This window comes from Mucilaginibacter sp. P4_C11 (genome assembly GCF_056402115.1).
On sequence record NZ_JBFUIA010000035.1, the window covers coordinates 13636 to 30404 of the forward strand.

The window sequence follows — 16769 nt, forward strand, 5'->3', positions numbered from 1 at the left end:
TTAAACCAGTTCTGTTTCCCTGGCCTTTTTGCGGTATTCTGCGTTTAGCTTTTGTGGGGCCGGCAAGGCGGCTTTTTCATATTGCGTAGTTATGAGACTGCCTTTTGCCGCCGCGCCAATTACAATGGCGGCCGATACCAGCACAATATTTTTAATAATGTATTGACCCAGCAAAGTGGGTATAAATACAGATGCGCCAAAGGTTTCATGAGGGAAGAAAAATAAAGGTAAAAACGTACCTGCCATTTGAAAATACAACAATAACAGTGTAAGGCGCAACCATTTTTTAAATACCAGTCCAAAGCCAATAGTACACTCCCACATGGCCAGTAATGGTAACGAAATTTGAGGTTTAACCAACCCAAATGTTAGTGTGTAAATAGTTTTGCCGGCAATGCCCTCGGCTGGGCTTACTCCCGGAAAAAATTTAAGCAAGCCGAACCATATAAATATCAGGCCTAATGATATCCGTAAAATGTTTAAGCCATTTTGAGCTTTCCACGCTGCCAACTTCTTTTCCTGCGATATGATCAAACTAATTACCCGGTTATTTCTCATTATTATTTAAAGCCTCATTAACGCCTTTACTGGAATGCTGTGGCTAAAGATGCAAATAAACAGTCAATAAACTAAACGGAAAGCAAGTCGATTTAAATGAGTTTTACAGATCCTTTTTAAGTAAAGTTTTAACAACTGTCTTTAATGAGCTGTCGTATCTGATGAAAAATGGGATATGTTATTTAACTTAGCTTTATTGGCTTTTTTAACTATCACCTTATGGACTTTATAGCCTATCAGCAACTTTTTCAGGATATTTTAACGGATACCAATCCCAGGTTTCCTTATGATGACCCGCATTACCTGAATTATACCCGGCTAAATTGGTCGAGGCAGGAGCGGTGGCTGAAGGTGGGTGTGCTGAATGAAGAATTAGTTGAACTGATTACAAGTATCAGCACCAAACAAAACTGGACTATTATTACCGAGCCATGGTGTGGCGATGCATCCCACAGTTTGCCTTTTATTCAGCGGTTATCGGCTTTAAATCCGTTAATAAAAGTTGACTATCAATTAAGGGATAGCGAGCCATTTTTAATAAACAGTTACCTCACCAGGGGCAGCAAATCAATACCCAAACTGATTATTGCCGATGCTGAAAATACAAACCTTGCCGTTTGGGGCCCACGACCAGCCGGTTGCCAGCTGTTGTACGAGCAACTGGTGAAAGACCATGTTGTTATGGAGCAGCAAAAGATAGCTTTGCAACAATGGTACAATGCTGATAAGGGCGTGAGTTTGCAGCAGGAATTGGTTGTTATTTTTAAGGCTATTGGGGAATGACGTATATCGCATGGCGGAGACGACTCACCCCGACGACCCCGATAGATATCGGGGCGTCTGCCTCTCTCTCCGACTGCGTCGCATAGAGGGGCTAAAAAATTGTTTTTCTTTCCTCAACCCTCTTTGCGGCGTAAGCCGGAGAGAGGGTCGGCCAGCGCAGCGTAGCCGGGGTGAGTCGTGGCCCGCGTTCAAAGTCGGTATCTATTTTGAACCGAAACATGTAGAACTTTGCGAAACCCTGAAAAAAGAATGATAAGCTATCGAAAGACTTCCGAAGTTTTTAAAACTTGGGAAGTCTGGCATTTTTCAACTTGTCCCGGGCTACAAATTAACTCAATAACCCGCCCGTAAATGACACCTTGATCTTTGATTGAAAGTTTTCAATGATCTTGAAAATCTCTTTTAATGTAACCCGTTCAATTTTTGATAGTTGCGAGATATCGATATAGTTATCGGGTTCGGTATGGTCCTGGATGATTTGTTCGGTTTGTTTTTTTAGCCGTAGGTTCATCAGGAAGTAGTAGGATTGAATCAGCTCGTGATATTCCGATTCCGAGAAAACTCCTTTTGTCTTCAGCGCTTTCAAACGTTCGCCGGTATTTACTTCAAAAACGCGGTTTTTAAGGGCGTAAACCCGTACCAGGTCAACAATGGGGCTCATTGTTCTTTTAATATCAAACACTTCCCTGCTATCTTTTTTAAACGTGCGGATGGTATTGAAAAACGTTAACGGCGGCTCATATTGCAGGGCGTTTTTAGCCATGTGGAAGAATAGCTTCTCTAAAGGCTGCTGTAATCGCTCGTCTAAAAATTGGTGCAGTTCATCCATAATGGTGCTGTCGCCATAAATGCTGCGGCAATCAAAAAAGGTAGAAAAGTTGATCACCGTTTCGGGGATAGATTCGTCCATCCAGTAATCGTAATTGCGTTTCCAGTGCGATAGCGAGTGGGTCCATTTGGGGTTTTGCGCCATAAAATCGCCTGTGCAATATACAAAACCAATGTTATTCAAATCGTTTGATACACGACTGGCCAGGTCAAGGAAATAAGCACGCACCTCTTCGCGGTGCTCATTGGCCTTATCTTCGTAAATAATGGCGTTGTCCTGGTCGGTTTTAAAGGTTTGCTCTTTACGGCCTTCGCTACCCAGTACCATAAATACAAATTTGGCGGGTGGTGGCCCAATTTGGGCAATTACGCTTTCAATTACTTTTTGGGCAATGGTATCGGCAACGGTGGTTATAATCTGGTTCACAATTTCGGCGTTCACGCCGCGGCCCAACAGCTGGGTTACAAATTGGGGTACGCTTTGCCACTTGCGTTTTAACTCATCTGTTGATAGCGCCAGCTTAACCGATTGTATAAATACCATCGGCGACTGTGCCTGTTCGCTTAATAGCTTATTTCGGCTGATAAATCCAACATACCCGCCCGCCTTTTGGATCAGTATATACCGGGTTTTGGTTTGGAACATCATCAGCAAGGCCTCATAAACAAAGGCATCTGCGCTAATGCTCACTATTGGCGTATCCATCACAAGGTTTACAGCACAGGCGGTGTCATATTGCCTGGCTATCACTTTATCGCGCAGTGTAATATCGGTTACGTAGCCAACAATCTTTTGCTCATCGTTCAAAATAAAAAGGCAGCTGGTTTTTTGGGCAGCCATCAGCTGGGCTGCTTTGTATATGGGTGTGTGCCCCTGGCAGGCTATTACAGGCCTGTATTCAATGCTTTCTACACGGCGCGAGTATAATTGCTCAGATGCGATATAGCTTTCGGCAAACGATGCCGGTTGCTTAAAAAAATGGACAAACTCCTCATTTTGCATCCGTTTACCAAACTCGGCAGTAAAATGCAAAAAGAAATCTTCGTAGGTTTTGCACAGCAGGCGAAAATCTTTACGGTGCAAAAAATAAACCAGCGTTCCCTTTTTGGCAACAACTGTTCGTAACGATCGCCTCCTGTTTAGTAATACCGAAACGCCGCCGTAGCAAAAGCCGGGCTCGTGGTTTTCTATCAAACGCTTATTGCCTGTGCTATCATAAAAAAAAGATTCATAACTACCCCGTACAATAATATCAACACCTTTCATCATTGTAATATCCTGCTGGTAAATCACCACATCTTTTTGATAGCTTATTTCCTGCAACTGTTCGGCTACGCCTTGCAGTACCTCGGTGGGCAGGGCGTTAAAAGGCGTAATGGATGCCAAAAACTCCAGTCGGTTGTTCATAAGCTGTAAATGATGATGGCCATTAACAATATAAGCATTAATGCGGGCAATAAACAGCCCTTTCGTTGTTGGGCAGGATCGCGCTGCTGCTCAAAATCCTGGATTTGCTGACTGATGCTTTTATCAGATATTTCGCCGCGATTACGCAATTCAAAAAAACAAGCGGCTGTAGCCTGGGCATCATATAGTGCATTATGCTGGTTTTGCAAATCTGTATTAAACAGCATATAGTACAGTTCTTCCAGTCGTAAATGGCGCGTAAGCGAACTGTGCACCAGTTGAGTAGTGGCAACCATGGTGCAAAAAACAGGAAGGTTACCGAGCGGGTTTGCTATGCCCGAACGGTAATATGCCGCACCAAGCAGGTAATAATCCAGCCGGATAAAATGGCCTATCAGCATGGGGTTGTATTCCTGCACATCTGCTGCCAGTAGTTGTATCACTTCGGTTCGGGTTTTGCCGCTTAGTTTTAAAAATTCCGGTGTCAGGTGATGGATGGCCAGGGCTGCGGGAGTAATGGCGATTCCTTCGCTTTGGATATAATGGTCCTGTTGTTTGATCAGCTTTTGATGTTTATCGTAAATAAGCCAGGAAACCTGTAACGCGTGTGGCCAGTTTTCATCGGAACTGTAGGGCAGGTTCCACTTAAGTGGCAGGCCCGAGGCTTCTGTATCGATAAATAAAAAATAGTCGTTCAAGGTGTTTGCCGGATTGCTGTTTGCACTGGTATTCAAAAGTAATTAATTCCGGCAAAAGTTGATGGGAATAAAATGGCGGCGGCTTGAAAAGCCGCTGGTCATGCTGGTGTTTAATAATATGCTGAGCCTTAGTTAGCGGGAGCGACTACCCGGATTAGGATCAAAAGTGACATTTATAGGTGCGGTTGGCTTATATGGTATAGAATCAGGAAATACGCCCTAATTACTAATACGCACGTTATTGCCCTCCCTTATTCATCTTTTGGAAGCGTCCGCACAGAAATTATGCACACTATAGCACTTAGCAGCAGCAGGGTTAAAATCAGAGTTATCAATGGTATTAATTAATTGGTAATGATAAAGTTACACAAAAAATCAATATAGGTAAAATATTTTAATAAAAAAAACGTTGTCCTTTTTTTGCGCTAAGAAGATTACTTAGAATAGCCAACCGGGAGGACATGCTGAAAATGACCGTCAGGAGCCTGGAATTGGCTTTTTTACGGCGTAGGGCTATCGTAAAACCTTGCTTTTAGTTTATCTTTTAAATAAATTTCCAGGCCCTGCATTTGGCCGGCCTTGTAAATATCTTGAATACTTAGCTTATGTTTTTGGTTTTCAAGCTCAATAATTAGCGATGGAACTTTTTTTACAGCTATATAAATGCAATATATGCCCAGCAGTACCGGCAAAACCGGCAGTGCTATTGATTCTATATAGATGCGGTGTACGGTAGGATCATAAAAGTTTTGGTATACGCCTATGGTGTTGTACACTGCGAAAGCAATAAATAATACCCCGACGATTAAGGTAAGCGCTACGTTTTTTGTTTCGACAGCCCTGGCGAAGGTGGCTTTGTGGATGTCGTAATAATTGATGGTTTTGTAATTGAACCGGTTGCGCAGCAGGTGAACGCCCTGTGGGGATAAAGCAAAATCTTTTGATTGGATATCGTAATTGTTCATGGCAGGTTAGTTCACGGGCATTTTAATCAATATTCCATCTCCGGATAGGATGTGGTTTTAAATATAATGATTTACCCGGATTTAGCTAGGAAAACAGAATATATATGACCAGCGCTATGCTTACTAAACCTACTCCCCAAACAGATAACCGCTATACGCCAAACCTGTAGCTACACTCTTAAAATTATCGCCCGAGTTGAGGTTAACATGCGGAAACCTGTTTTTAAACAGCTTTTGAATACTGCCTACCAGCGATGTGCCGCCTGTTAAAAACAAACTATCAATATTTTCAGGATCGATGTTGTTTTGTTGCATGAATAGATCCAGGTACCCGGCAATCCGATCCACATCTTTGGCTATAATTTGTTCGTAATCAGTAAGTGATATTTCTTCATCAATATCAATATCCATGTTATGGTAACTAAACGCGGATGTATCTGCGTTTGAAAGTTCAATTTTTGCTTTTTCGATAGCCTGAAATACCGAGTAACCCAGGTTATTGTCTATAAGCGTTATCAGGTTTTTAAATTTCCGGTTGTTGCCCGAAAAATAGTAGTAATCTTCTATATCTTTTTTAATGCGGGGGCCATTAAAAAAGTTCATCTGCTCCCATGAACAAATGTTTGCAAAAAGCGAATTGGGAACGGTTAACACTTTACCGGGTGTGGCTTCATATTGCGTATGCTTGCCAAAATATGGCGTTCCTATATCCCACATAAAAGCCGAATCCAGGCTATCGCCGCCAACATAAATACCACCGTTGGCTATCATATCGTCCTTGCGGTTTTTGCTGCCAACTTTTTCCGGGTCGAGCACCAGATAGGTAAAATCTGTTGTACCCCCGCCCAAATCTGCCACCAATACATTTTCTTTTTTTGCCAGCGTTTTCTCGTAGGCAAAAGCAGCGCCTATCGGCTCAAACTGAAAGCGGACATTCGTAAAACCCGCAATTGCTGCGGCCTTGCTCAGCCTGGTTTGCGCCAGGGTGTCTTTTTGCACGTCGTCGTCATCAAAAAACACCGGTCGGCCAATTACCGCTGTGCGGCAATCCTCCCCGGTCAGTTCATCTGCCCGTTCTTTCAGTTCCTTTAAAATAATAGCCACAAGGTCAGATGCGTTGAACCTTTTGTTTTGAATGCGGGTTTCGGTGAAGCTGCTCCTTGATAAGATTTGCTTAACCGATTTGATGAACCGCCCTTTCATTCCATCATTCAGGTAAGCCGTAATGGCTTCGTCGCCTACTACGTAGTTTTTTACATCCCCTAAACCTGGTTGGCTATAGAAATAAATGAGCGATGGGATGATGATGGTATCATGAATTTTTTTGGTTTCCTGATCATAAATAGCCAAAGCCGAATTGGTTGTTCCAAAATCAATTCCGTATAAAAACTTATTCATAGCAATACAGGTAAAGCAGTAAAAATTTAAAGGGCGGCGAAAATATAAAAAAATAGTTTAGCAACGAAATTGATACCCCATGAAATATCATTTGCATGGTTATGCATGATGCCCGCCATTCAGCATAAAAAACCTGGATAACCAATTTATCACAAGCGCCGTATAAAAACCGGAATTATGGCCCGTACAGTTTGAAAAATATTACGATTTACAACATTGGTTTTCAAGAAATGCCTGGTGGCCTGGTTACAGTTTGCATATGAAAAATAAAAATTACCCTATTCGCTTTTTAGCCGTCGCAATGGTTATATCGTCTTTTACGATGTGTACCAAGATCATAAATAACATAGAAAGACCGGTTTTGGCGCCTCCAGGCAAGGATAGTATTAAGTTAAGTTCAGCAGTGGAGGTAGTTTCTAATTACACGTATACGGTGCAACCTAACGAATGGATGGTTGACGGCACTAAAATACCTGCGGGGGCTACTATATATATACCCGCTGGAACAAGGGGCGCCTTACTGCTTAAAAATATCAAAGGAACGGCAGAGGCCCCTGTTATCATTATCAACAAAGGTGGTAAAGTAACCTTTTCTACAGCTGTTACCGCTTCATACGCTTTTAAAACACAAAATTCTCAGTATTTTAAAGTGCTTGGAAACGGAGATCCCGGTATTACCTATGGGTTTGATGTAAACGGCGGCAACATTGGGATGACTATGGATGGCTTGAGCACCGATTTTGAGATAGCGAATGTTGAAGTACGGAATAGCGGGTTCGCGGGTATTATGGCAAAAACCGATCCATCGTGCGATGCTGCCACCTGGCGTGGCCACTTTACTATGAAAAATGTTAGTATTCATGACAATTATGTTCATAAAACGGGTGGCGAGGGATTATATATAGGAAATTCCTTCTACGCCAATGGTGTTTCAATTTCATGTGGTAAGGTTTTGCCTCATGATGTGGTAAACCTTAAGGTGTACCAAAACCTTACCGATTCTACCGGTAGCGAAGGTATACAGGTTGGTAGCGCTATTGCAGGGTGTGAAATATATAGCAACACGGTTAAAAATCCAGGGGTGAGCCCATTTTCGGCTTATCAGAATAACGGCATCCAGATAGGGGAAGGCACCGGGGGGAAATGTTATAATAACGTAATCAGAAATGCACCCGGCAATGGTATCATTGTTTTGGGCCTTGGCGACAACGTGGTTTTTAATAACTACATTCTTAACGCAAAATCGTATGGTATTTTTGCCGATTCCAGGTATACTCCGGGACCTGATTTTCAATTTATTAATAATACCATCATCGCTTCGGAGTTGGGAGGAATCAAATTAAACTCCGAAATTATCCCGATGAACACGGTTATCAATAACGTGATTATACAGTCGGCATCGGTGTTGCCAATAATCAGAAAAAACAGCAGTGTTAAGCTTACAGCCTCAAACAATTATATAGGTACTGATGTAAGCGCGTGCGAATTTGTAAATTATACCGGCGGCGATTTTCATCTGTCGTCGTCGTCGCCGCTTATCAATACGGGGGCAAACGTTTCATCATACGGCGTAAGCTTTGATTATTACGGTGCCAAGCGGCCCTCAGGTGTAACTTTTGATATTGGGGCTACGGAGTATTGAGGTTGATAGTTTGCCCGTGAACTTGCAATTTATGGTTTGGATCTGTACTCAATAATAACAGGGCGTATTGGGGACATGATTATCCAAAAAATGTTGATTCCTCATACCTCCATCCAATCTCAAATATTGCTAAATTACAATCCAAAATCATTCACAATGCCCTCGCTTAAAGCATATCAGCCTCAGCTAATTGTATTTCATTGTGGCCTGCCATTGAACCTGGTGTCAGTAGCAGATGTTGTTAAATGGGGCCATGGAATAACAACCAGCCATCCCAGCTATTTTTTTATTGAGCTTTCGGGAGCAACTACCATGGCTAAGCTAATCGATCTGATAGACAGCAAAATTAAACCTACGCCAGAGGCATCTGCTGCGAGGGTTTTGTTAGGTTTATTATTCCACAAGCTAAATAACCGCCTTTTAGATGCCCGGAAAGCCATAGAAACCATGAACACGATTAACAGCTGGCGGGTTCTTGATTCGTATGAACGGGGTTCAATCGATCAATTGGATGACGAGTTTGACGAAAAATTTATGATGCCTGCCCAGCACGAAGCAGAAGTAAGGATATTGGACTTTTTGGGCACTTACAAAGCATATTCTATTGATGATCCTGAAAGCTGGTCAAATGTGCCTGCCCAAGGCGATGCAAACGAGGCAACTCAAATTGAGTATATAAAGATAACTCCTGATGATCATACACCGTTGGATAGATATTCAAACCAGCAGCATGCCGGGCCGAAACAAGGGTTTATCCTGTCAAACTTAAAACCTGCGTTTATTGTATTTGTTAGCGTGGTGGTGATAGGTGGACTTTATGTACTTTTAGACGGGCAAACATCTCAAACAGAAAGGTTCAGCAATTCGCCTAAAATATGGCTTGTCCCTGTTTGCTTTTACATCGGGAGAATAGTTTATAAAACAGCCGGTAAAAATTAAAATACAGGGTGTTTTTTAACGCCTCACAATCCCATTGTTTGTAAGGATAACGCCCTGTTTTAATGATTATTGCGCTCGAAAAAATATAGTTTAAAAACGGCATTTTGATAGGTTATAGCTTCTATTTTTGGCTGCATATACCAAAAATACATCCAATATGATGCCTGAAAACAAACTCAGCCCGGCAAAAAAATCATCCAGATATGTACTTAGTTTCCGGGAGTTGGACAGGTCGATGCTCATGTTTGCGGGGGGCAAGGGTGCCAACCTGGGCGAACTTTGGCGGATTGAGGAAATACAGGTGCCCGGCGGTTTTTGCATTACCACCCAAGCTTATAAAAAAATAACCGGGAATAATCCGGAGCTTAACAGCTTGCTGGATGAATTAACACGTTTTAAGGCGGATGAACGTGAAAGTATCGGCACTGTGTGCACGAAGATCCGCGCGGTTATAGAAGGGGTAGCTATTCCCGGGGATATAGCACACGAAATTGCGGAGCACCTGTCAAAGTTTGGCAAAAAGGATGCCTTTGCAGTACGCTCGAGCGCTACTGCGGAAGACCTGCCAACAACATCCTTTGCAGGTCAGCAGGATACGTATTTGAATATTACCGGTGGGCAGGCAATCCTAAAGCACATTAGCAAATGCTGGGCATCGCTGTTTACAGATAGGGCGGTAATTTACCGTATCCAAAACGGTTTCGATCATCGTAAAGTGCAGCTGGCGGTGGTTGTTCAGCAAATGGTTTTTCCACAGGCGGCAGGGATTATGTTTACCGCCGACCCTATTACCGGTAATAGGAAGGTTTTATCCATTGATGCCGGTTTCGGCCTTGGTGAGGCCATGGTTGCCGGCCTGGTAAATGCAGATAATTACAAAGTATGCAATGGCGGGATTATCGATAAAAAAATCCCGGCAAAGAAACTGGCTACGTATGCCTTAAATGGTGGCGGTACGCGGGAACAGGAGATAGCACCCGAAATACAGAATAGTCAGACGTTGACAGATGAACAAATTTTACAACTGGAACGCGTCGGCAGAAGGATAGAAGAGCATTTTGGCTGCCCGCAGGATATTGAATGGTGTTTGGCCGAGGATGGATTTTATATTGTGCAAAGCCGGCCAATTACCACGCTATACCCAATCCCCGAAGGGAATGACCTGGAAAATCACGTCTATGTATCTGTCGGCCATCAGCAAATGATGACGGATGCTATGAAACCGCTAGGGTTGTCGCTATGGCAGTTAACAGCCTTTCGGCCGATGTTTAAAGCCGCCGGAAGATTGTTTGTGGATATTACGGAAAACCTGGGCACCCCCGCCGGCCAAAAAATGATAATAGATGCCATGGACGCACACGATCCACTGATTAAAGACGCGCTGATTACCATTGTAGAGCGGGGCGATTTCATAAAATCGTCGCCAAATGATAAACAGGAACCGGCTGCTATTATAAACAGTACAGGCAAATCGTTTGCAGATATCCAGGCACAAGTTAAAAATGACCCGGCGATTGTTGCTGATTTGATTAAAAATAACCAGCTATCGGTAAAAGAGCTAAAACAGAACATCCAGGCAATATCAGGACCGGACTTGTTTGATTTTATTATGCAGGATGATCAGCAGGCAAAAAAGAATTTGTTCGCCCCACAAAATAGGGGTGCAATTATGGCCTCTATGGATGCCTTATGGTGGATTAACGAGAAGATCAAAAAATGGTTAGGCGAAAAAAACGCGGCCGATACGCTTGCCCAATCGGCACCAAACAATATTACATCAGAAATGGGGCTGGAGCTATTGAACGTAGCAGACGTGATACGGCCTTATCCCCAGGTTATTGAATATTTACAACAGGCAAAGGATGATAACTTTTTGGATGAACTGATTAAGTTTGATGGCGGAAGGGAAACCCGGGAGGCTATTGATGCTTACCTGGACAAATATGGCATGCGCTGCGCCGGCGAAATTGATATTACCAAAGCCCGCTGGAGCGAAAAACCGGGCATACTTATCCCTATAATGCTCGGTAATATCAAAAACTTTGAGCCAGGGGCAGGCAGCCGGAAGTTTGAGCAGGGACGGCAGGAGGCTTTAAAAAAAGAAGCAGAAATATTAGAGAGGTTAAAGCAATTACCGGATGGCGACCAGAAAGCCTATGAGACAAAACAAATGATTAGCCTGCTCCRCAATTTTGCAGGTTATCGCGAGTATCCAAAATACGGGATAATCAGCCGTTCCTTTGTTTATAAGCAGGCTTTAATGAAGGAGGCCGAAAAATTGGTACAAGCGGGGGTAATTCATGACAAAGAAGATATCTACTATCTTACTTTCCAGGAGCTGCGCGAAGTGGTACGCACCAATAAATTAGATTGCCAACTAATTGGCAAACGAAAAGAGGAGCATAAAATAAATGAAAAACTAAGCCCGCCACGTGTTATCACTTCTGATGGCGAGATTATTACAGGGAAGTACAACAGGGAAAACCTCCCGGCCGGCGCCATTGCCGGCCTGGCAGTATCTTCGGGAATTATAGAAGGACGCGCACGCGTTATTTTGGAGATGGAAAGCGCCAGCCTGGAAGATGGCGATATATTGGTGACCACATTTACCGACCCCAGCTGGACACCGCTATTTGTATCCATCAAAGGCCTTGTAACCGAAGTTGGTGGCCTGATGACCCATGGCGCTGTTATAGCACGCGAGTATGGCCTGCCCGCAGTGGTAGGGGTGGAACAGGCTACCAAACTCATCAAAGATGGGCAACGCATTAGGGTAAACGGAACAGAAGGGTATATAGAGGTGCTTTAAACGCAGACCCTGGCAACTCATGATAACTAATTTGTGGCGCTGTTTTTGCCAGTCATTATTAAATAATATTAATTTATTAATGGATATATATAATATTTTTACCTCGAAAATCCCCGATTCGATGGATGAGTTTGACCCGAGAGGGAAAAAGTTGATAACTTTTTTAAACCCGCATTCCTATAAGTTAGCCTTTAATGCCCCTGAATTGTTCGAAAAGTTTGACTGGATAGCGCCCGACGGGATATTAATAGTGCTTATTTTAAATTTATTTAAAGCAACGCCTTTTAAAATAAAACGTTTTTCGTGCGACATGACTTCTGTGGCACCATTTGTTTTTGATATAGCTGTAAAAGATCAACTAAGTGTATATTTTTTAGGCGCCGATGAGGAAAGCATTACCGACACCGTTAAAACGTTTAAAAAAGAATACCCTTTGCTGCCCATAGCAGGCTACCGAAACGGGTATTTTGATACCTATGCCGACAGGTGGAGTGTTATTGATAACATAGTAAGCTTAAATCCAGATATTGTTTTTGTTGGGATGGGCGTTATTTTGCAGGAAACTATGGCGTTGAATTTACGAGCAAGGGGATTTGACGGCGCTATTTATACCTGCGGTGGCTTTTTACATCAAAGCAAAAACGAAATTAATTTTTACCCTAATTTTATAAGCAAGCTTAATTTACGGTTTTTCTATCGCAGTTATAAGGAAGGTGGCTTTTTTTCGCGCTCCATGAAAACATACCCTGCCTTTTGTTACCTTATGGCCCGCCGTATGGTTAAACAAACTTTTAATTTAAAATATAAATCCTGAAAGTAAATCAATTTCGTTTTCCGGCGTATATTCTCTCTTGGGGGTATATGATTCTCCTATCGGGAAAAGTTGGTTGTTTTTTGCCTCATGTTTTTGTGTAGGCCGTTTAAAACTTTATTTATGATAATAAAGTTGCTAACAAAAGCAACAGGTTATGCTACTACAGAAAGCGGGCTTTTAAGGGGGGCGGCAGATGGTGACGACATGGGGACTACCGTTGCAGCAGCTTGCGCCTGATTTTTTTTGAACGTAATTTTAAAACCCCGTTTCCAGTATTTTTCAAGTGTAATTACACTTAGCACATTAACAACTGATAGTAACAGGCCGAATTTTTTATTGTTCATGGTACAGTTATAATAAGACACCGTAATTTATACGGTGGTTATAACATAAAGGTTGCCATGAAAATAATTGTTAATAAAACAGGTCAGCTACCATTAAATGGTGCCCGCATCATTTTCAGTTTAATAATTTATTTATCGTTAACACCAGCTTATTTACGTCGAAGGGCTTAGGCATATAAGCATCATAATTAAAATTGACTAAATCAATTGCCGATTTGTGGTATGCCGACATTAGAATAACGGGGATATGACTGGTATCCTTATTGCTTTTAATCAATTTACAAATCTGGCCGCCGTTTAACCCAGGCATCATATAATCGGTTAATACCAGGTCGGGGCCGTGAATTTTGATTAGTTCGATAATATCATCCGTCCTGTCTACGCCTTGAACATCAAAATCGTATAAAATCAACGCAGTTTCCAATACGCTGCGGATATCGTCGTCATCTTCTATTATAAGTATTTGTTTAGCCATTGCAAATTACTGCGGCCTTAGTTGGCCTGAAAAATTGATTTTAAAGTGTGTACATCTATGGGCTTGGCCAAATAGGCCTCTACCCAGGGGTTACTCAATGATTTTAAAATGTTATCGCGATCAATAGACGACGATAACATATAAATTTTACTTTTATAAAGCGGGTCGATATTTAGCTTTTTATACTCATTTAAAAACTGCCAACCGTCCATCAAAGGCATCATAATATCAAGGAAAATATAGTCGGGCAGTTCGTTGGGGTGTTCGTCTACTAAAAACTTCAGCCTGTTTATAGCTGTCAATCCGCTATTGCAACTTTCAATATTGGAGTTATGTAAAACCCTTTTTACCACCAGTTTAAAAATAATGCTGTCGAGCTCTCCATCATCAATAACCATGATTTTGGGGGTTGTATCCATATTATCCATTGGATTTTTAAACGCCTAATCAGGTAATATGTTTTAAAAAGATAATTGTTGTTCTTTGGCGAAATCGAAATAGCCTTTGGGGTAACCCATCCCCGGGTAATAATTAAGGGCAAAAAAAAAGCCGCCCCCGTTTAAAGGACAGCTTTAATACCTGAAAAATGTTTGCTTAAGCTTCAATAAAAGCCAAAAGGTCTTTATTAATGGTGTCGGCTTCGGTAGCCGGCATGCCATGCGGGAAACCCGGGTAAGATATCAAGGTACCGTTTTTTAATAGTTTAGCAGCCTTCGCGCCCGAGATAGGGAATGGAACAATCTGGTCGTCTTCGCCATGCAAAACCAAAACCGGGATATCTACGCTTTTAAGGTCTTCGGTAAAATCAGTTTCCGAGAAGGCTTTAATACCGTCGTGCTGTGCTTTTACGCCGCCCATCATGCCCTGGCGCCACCAATTGTCTTGTATGCCCGGTTTTATGGTTGCGCCTTCGCGGTTATAGCCATAAAAGGGTACGGTAAAATCTTTAAAATATTGGGCGCGGTTAAATGCTGTGCCCTGGCGTATCTCGTCAAATATAGCCATCGGCACACCTTCAGGATTGTTTTCTGTTTGAACCATCAGGGGCGTAACTGCACTGATGAGCACAACTTTGGCCACACGGCTTTTGCCAAGGTTGGCAGCGTAATGGATAGCTTCGCCACCGCCAGTTGAGTGGCCTATGTGTACGGCATCTTTCAAATCCAATGCTTCGGTAAGTGCGGCTACATCGGCTGCATAGGTGTCCATATCGTGTCCGTTGGCAGTTTGGCTTGATCTGCCGTGACCGCGGCGGTCATGGGCAATTACCCGGTAACCYTTTTTCAGGAAAAACATCATCTGTGCGTCCCAGTCATCGCCAGATAATGGCCAGCCATGATGAAATACCAGCGGTTTTCCTGTACCCCAGTCTTTGTAATAAATTTCGGTTCCGTCTTTTGTGGTGATAGTGCTCATGTTTTTCAATTTTTAAGTAATGTATTTGTTTTGTGATACAAATGTGCAGCTTTTTGGGTTCAGCCGCACTTGATATAGATTAAGAAATGATCATTTCAATGCAAAATTTTATAAGTAGTCTTCAGCGGAAGTATTTTGACCCGGTAGCCCCGCCCTCGCCATTCAAAAATACGTAAAACTACCTACGTAAATACCGTATTTTAACGGGTATAATGCGTAAATCTATTGTCGATTTTTATTAAAAATATTTAACAAATACCATCATAACCTTAAAACTAATTAACATGCCCGCATTACCTCTTATCAAACTGAACAGCAACGGCCAGGCTGTAGAAAACTGGCAGGATTTTTTAATAGGCCAGGATTTATTAGATGAACCTTCCGACGGAGATTTCGGCCCTTTAACCTTGGCTGCTACCATCGCGTTTCAAAAAATGGCTGGCCTGCAGCCCGATGGCGTGGTTGGTAATAAAACCTATGGCGCCGCCATGCAAATAGGTTTTAACGGCGTACACGACGACCGCACAGGCAAGGAAGGCGCCGACTGGCCGCCAAAGCCCGATTTTAGTCCGTTAGTAAGCAATGCCCAGCGCCAGGCTGTTTTTGGCGAATTTACATTTGTGGCCGATCCGCAGCCGGGCGATAAAGAACATATCAGGGTAACTAATAACTGGGCAAAGGACAATATTATATCGGTGCCGGTGCCGCAGCTAAAAAACATTAGCGGCGGTAGTCATATCGAATTTCATAAACTGGCGGCCAAACAGCTCATTAAACTTTGGGCAGATTGGGATGCGGCAGGTTTGCTCCACCTCATCCTCATTTGGGACGGATCATATAACCCAAGGTTTGTGAGGGGCAGCACCAAAACTTTAAGTAACCATGCCTTTGGGTCGGCGTTTGATATTAATGCAAAATGGAATGCCTACGGGTCGCAACCCGCATTGGTGGGCCAAAAAGGCTGCGTGCGCGAGCTGGTGACCATAGCCAACGCCAACGGTTTTTATTGGGGAGGCCATTTTACCAAACAAGACGGAATGCACTTTGAAGTAGCCCGGATACAGGGGTAATAGCTTTGGAGTAGTAAGTAGTAAGTAGTAGGTAGTAAGTAGTAAGACAGAAAGCTACCGTCATTGCTTCGTGCCTCGCAATGGCGGATATTTGATATTGACAGTCAGTAACTTATGTACCTTGTAGTGACATGTCTTCAAGTTGTTGATTATCATTTTTTACCAAAGCTCTCGTCGTGCCCCAATCGTCAGCAGAACAGCTTCGGGCGAAAACGGGCAAAACAATGCGGGGCTGTGAGGTGGCAGGGCATAGGAAGTTTTTGCATGTGAGTGGGGAAAGTGCTTTGGGGCAAAATAATTCCAGCCCAGGTTTTGACCGTTTTGCAGTGCAAAGGCCAGTGCGGCAAAGAAGCATTTCTGATGACTTGATTTATTCGCTTGTTGTTGGCTTTTTTGGTGCTCATTGTCTCGCTACGCTTGGTCTTGGTTACTTTGTATCAAGACAAAGTAACAGCCCTCCCGCGGCAATTGAGCGGGCCGATGTGGTCGCTTTTAAAAAATATTTTCATTACCCAAACAATCGTAAAGCATAGTCCGGAGATTGCTTCGTACCTCGCAATGACGATCATGAGGGAGTTACGGTAAACAAACATGTCATTACTGTTTTTCGGTTCGGCTGCTG

General features: G+C 42.9%; 16 protein-coding genes. 7 read left to right on the forward strand and 9 right to left on the reverse strand.

Translation table 11 applies throughout. From position 1 onward, the window contains the following. Positions 1-558 carry a DoxX family membrane protein gene (locus tag AC1DU2_RS25400; protein ID WP_477368229.1) on the reverse strand — a complete coding sequence of 186 codons (558 nt, stop codon included), beginning with the start codon at positions 556-558 and terminating at the stop codon, positions 1-3. Between the two features lie 219 nt (positions 559-777). Between AC1DU2_RS25400 and AC1DU2_RS25405 the strand changes: the two genes are divergently transcribed. Beyond that, positions 778-1341 carry a thioredoxin family protein gene (locus AC1DU2_RS25405; protein ID WP_477387860.1) on the forward strand — a complete coding sequence of 188 codons (564 nt, stop codon included), beginning with the start codon at positions 778-780 and terminating at the stop codon, positions 1339-1341. Between the two features lie 328 nt (positions 1342-1669). Here AC1DU2_RS25405 and AC1DU2_RS25410 read toward each other — a convergent pair whose 3' ends face one another. The 4 genes from AC1DU2_RS25410 to AC1DU2_RS25425 form a co-directional block, all read right to left on the reverse strand. Beyond that, a complete protein-coding gene (locus tag AC1DU2_RS25410; protein ID WP_477387862.1) occupies positions 1670-3577 on the reverse strand; it encodes a DUF294 nucleotidyltransferase-like domain-containing protein in 1908 nt (635 codons plus the stop codon). Then, positions 3574-4311, reverse strand: coding sequence for a 3'-5' exonuclease (locus tag AC1DU2_RS25415; RefSeq protein ID WP_477362371.1), 738 nt, complete (start codon positions 4309-4311; stop codon positions 3574-3576). The genes AC1DU2_RS25410 and AC1DU2_RS25415 overlap by 4 nt, the downstream gene beginning before the upstream one ends. Positions 4312-4775: 464 nt before the next feature. Next, the gene (locus AC1DU2_RS25420; RefSeq protein WP_477387864.1) at positions 4776-5240 is read right to left on the reverse strand and encodes a hypothetical protein; all 465 of its coding nucleotides are present in this window, start codon (positions 5238-5240) and stop codon (positions 4776-4778) included. A 129-nt stretch (positions 5241-5369) separates the two neighbouring features. After that, positions 5370-6638: an Hsp70 family protein gene (locus AC1DU2_RS25425; RefSeq protein WP_477387866.1), complete on the reverse strand. Its 1269-nt coding sequence runs from the start codon at positions 6636-6638 to the stop codon at positions 5370-5372. Between the two features lie 259 nt (positions 6639-6897). On the opposite strand from AC1DU2_RS25425, the gene AC1DU2_RS25430 reads away from it, so the two are divergent. From AC1DU2_RS25430 to AC1DU2_RS25445, 4 genes are all read left to right on the forward strand, one after another. Further along, a complete protein-coding gene (locus AC1DU2_RS25430; RefSeq protein WP_477387868.1) occupies positions 6898-8280 on the forward strand; it encodes a right-handed parallel beta-helix repeat-containing protein in 1383 nt (460 codons plus the stop codon). Between the two features lie 156 nt (positions 8281-8436). Further along, positions 8437-9219: a hypothetical protein gene (locus AC1DU2_RS25435; protein WP_477387870.1), complete on the forward strand. Its 783-nt coding sequence runs from the start codon at positions 8437-8439 to the stop codon at positions 9217-9219. Between the two features lie 157 nt (positions 9220-9376). Further along, the gene (ppsA, locus tag AC1DU2_RS25440) at positions 9377-12028 is read left to right on the forward strand and encodes a phosphoenolpyruvate synthase (protein WP_477387872.1); all 2652 of its coding nucleotides are present in this window, start codon (positions 9377-9379) and stop codon (positions 12026-12028) included. Positions 12029-12107: 79 nt separating this feature from the next. Then, a complete protein-coding gene (locus tag AC1DU2_RS25445; RefSeq protein WP_477387874.1) occupies positions 12108-12842 on the forward strand; it encodes a WecB/TagA/CpsF family glycosyltransferase in 735 nt (244 codons plus the stop codon). A gap of 152 nt (positions 12843-12994) precedes the next feature. On the opposite strand, the gene AC1DU2_RS25450 is transcribed toward AC1DU2_RS25445, so the two are convergent. The 4 genes from AC1DU2_RS25450 to AC1DU2_RS25465 form a co-directional block, all read right to left on the reverse strand. Further along, complete coding sequence (locus AC1DU2_RS25450) at positions 12995-13186, reverse strand: hypothetical protein (RefSeq protein WP_477387876.1); 192 nt, start codon at positions 13184-13186, stop codon at positions 12995-12997. 115 nt (positions 13187-13301) lie between these two features. Then, a complete protein-coding gene (locus AC1DU2_RS25455) occupies positions 13302-13661 on the reverse strand; it encodes a response regulator (RefSeq protein ID WP_477387878.1) in 360 nt (119 codons plus the stop codon). Between the two features lie 17 nt (positions 13662-13678). Continuing rightward, complete coding sequence (locus AC1DU2_RS25460) at positions 13679-14080, reverse strand: response regulator (protein ID WP_477362354.1); 402 nt, start codon at positions 14078-14080, stop codon at positions 13679-13681. Between the two features lie 175 nt (positions 14081-14255). Beyond that, a complete protein-coding gene (locus AC1DU2_RS25465; RefSeq protein ID WP_477362352.1) occupies positions 14256-15077 on the reverse strand; it encodes an alpha/beta fold hydrolase in 822 nt (273 codons plus the stop codon). A gap of 284 nt (positions 15078-15361) precedes the next feature. Here AC1DU2_RS25465 and AC1DU2_RS25470 point away from each other — a divergent pair, with 284 nt between their 5' ends. Together AC1DU2_RS25470 and AC1DU2_RS25475 are read left to right on the forward strand one after the other, a co-directional pair. Next, positions 15362-16147: a M15 family metallopeptidase gene (locus tag AC1DU2_RS25470; protein WP_477387880.1), complete on the forward strand. Its 786-nt coding sequence runs from the start codon at positions 15362-15364 to the stop codon at positions 16145-16147. A 176-nt stretch (positions 16148-16323) separates the two neighbouring features. Then, on the forward strand, positions 16324-16680 hold the full coding sequence (locus AC1DU2_RS25475) for a hypothetical protein (RefSeq protein ID WP_477387882.1): 357 nt from the start codon (positions 16324-16326) through the stop codon (positions 16678-16680). Positions 16681-16769 lie beyond the last annotated feature (89 nt).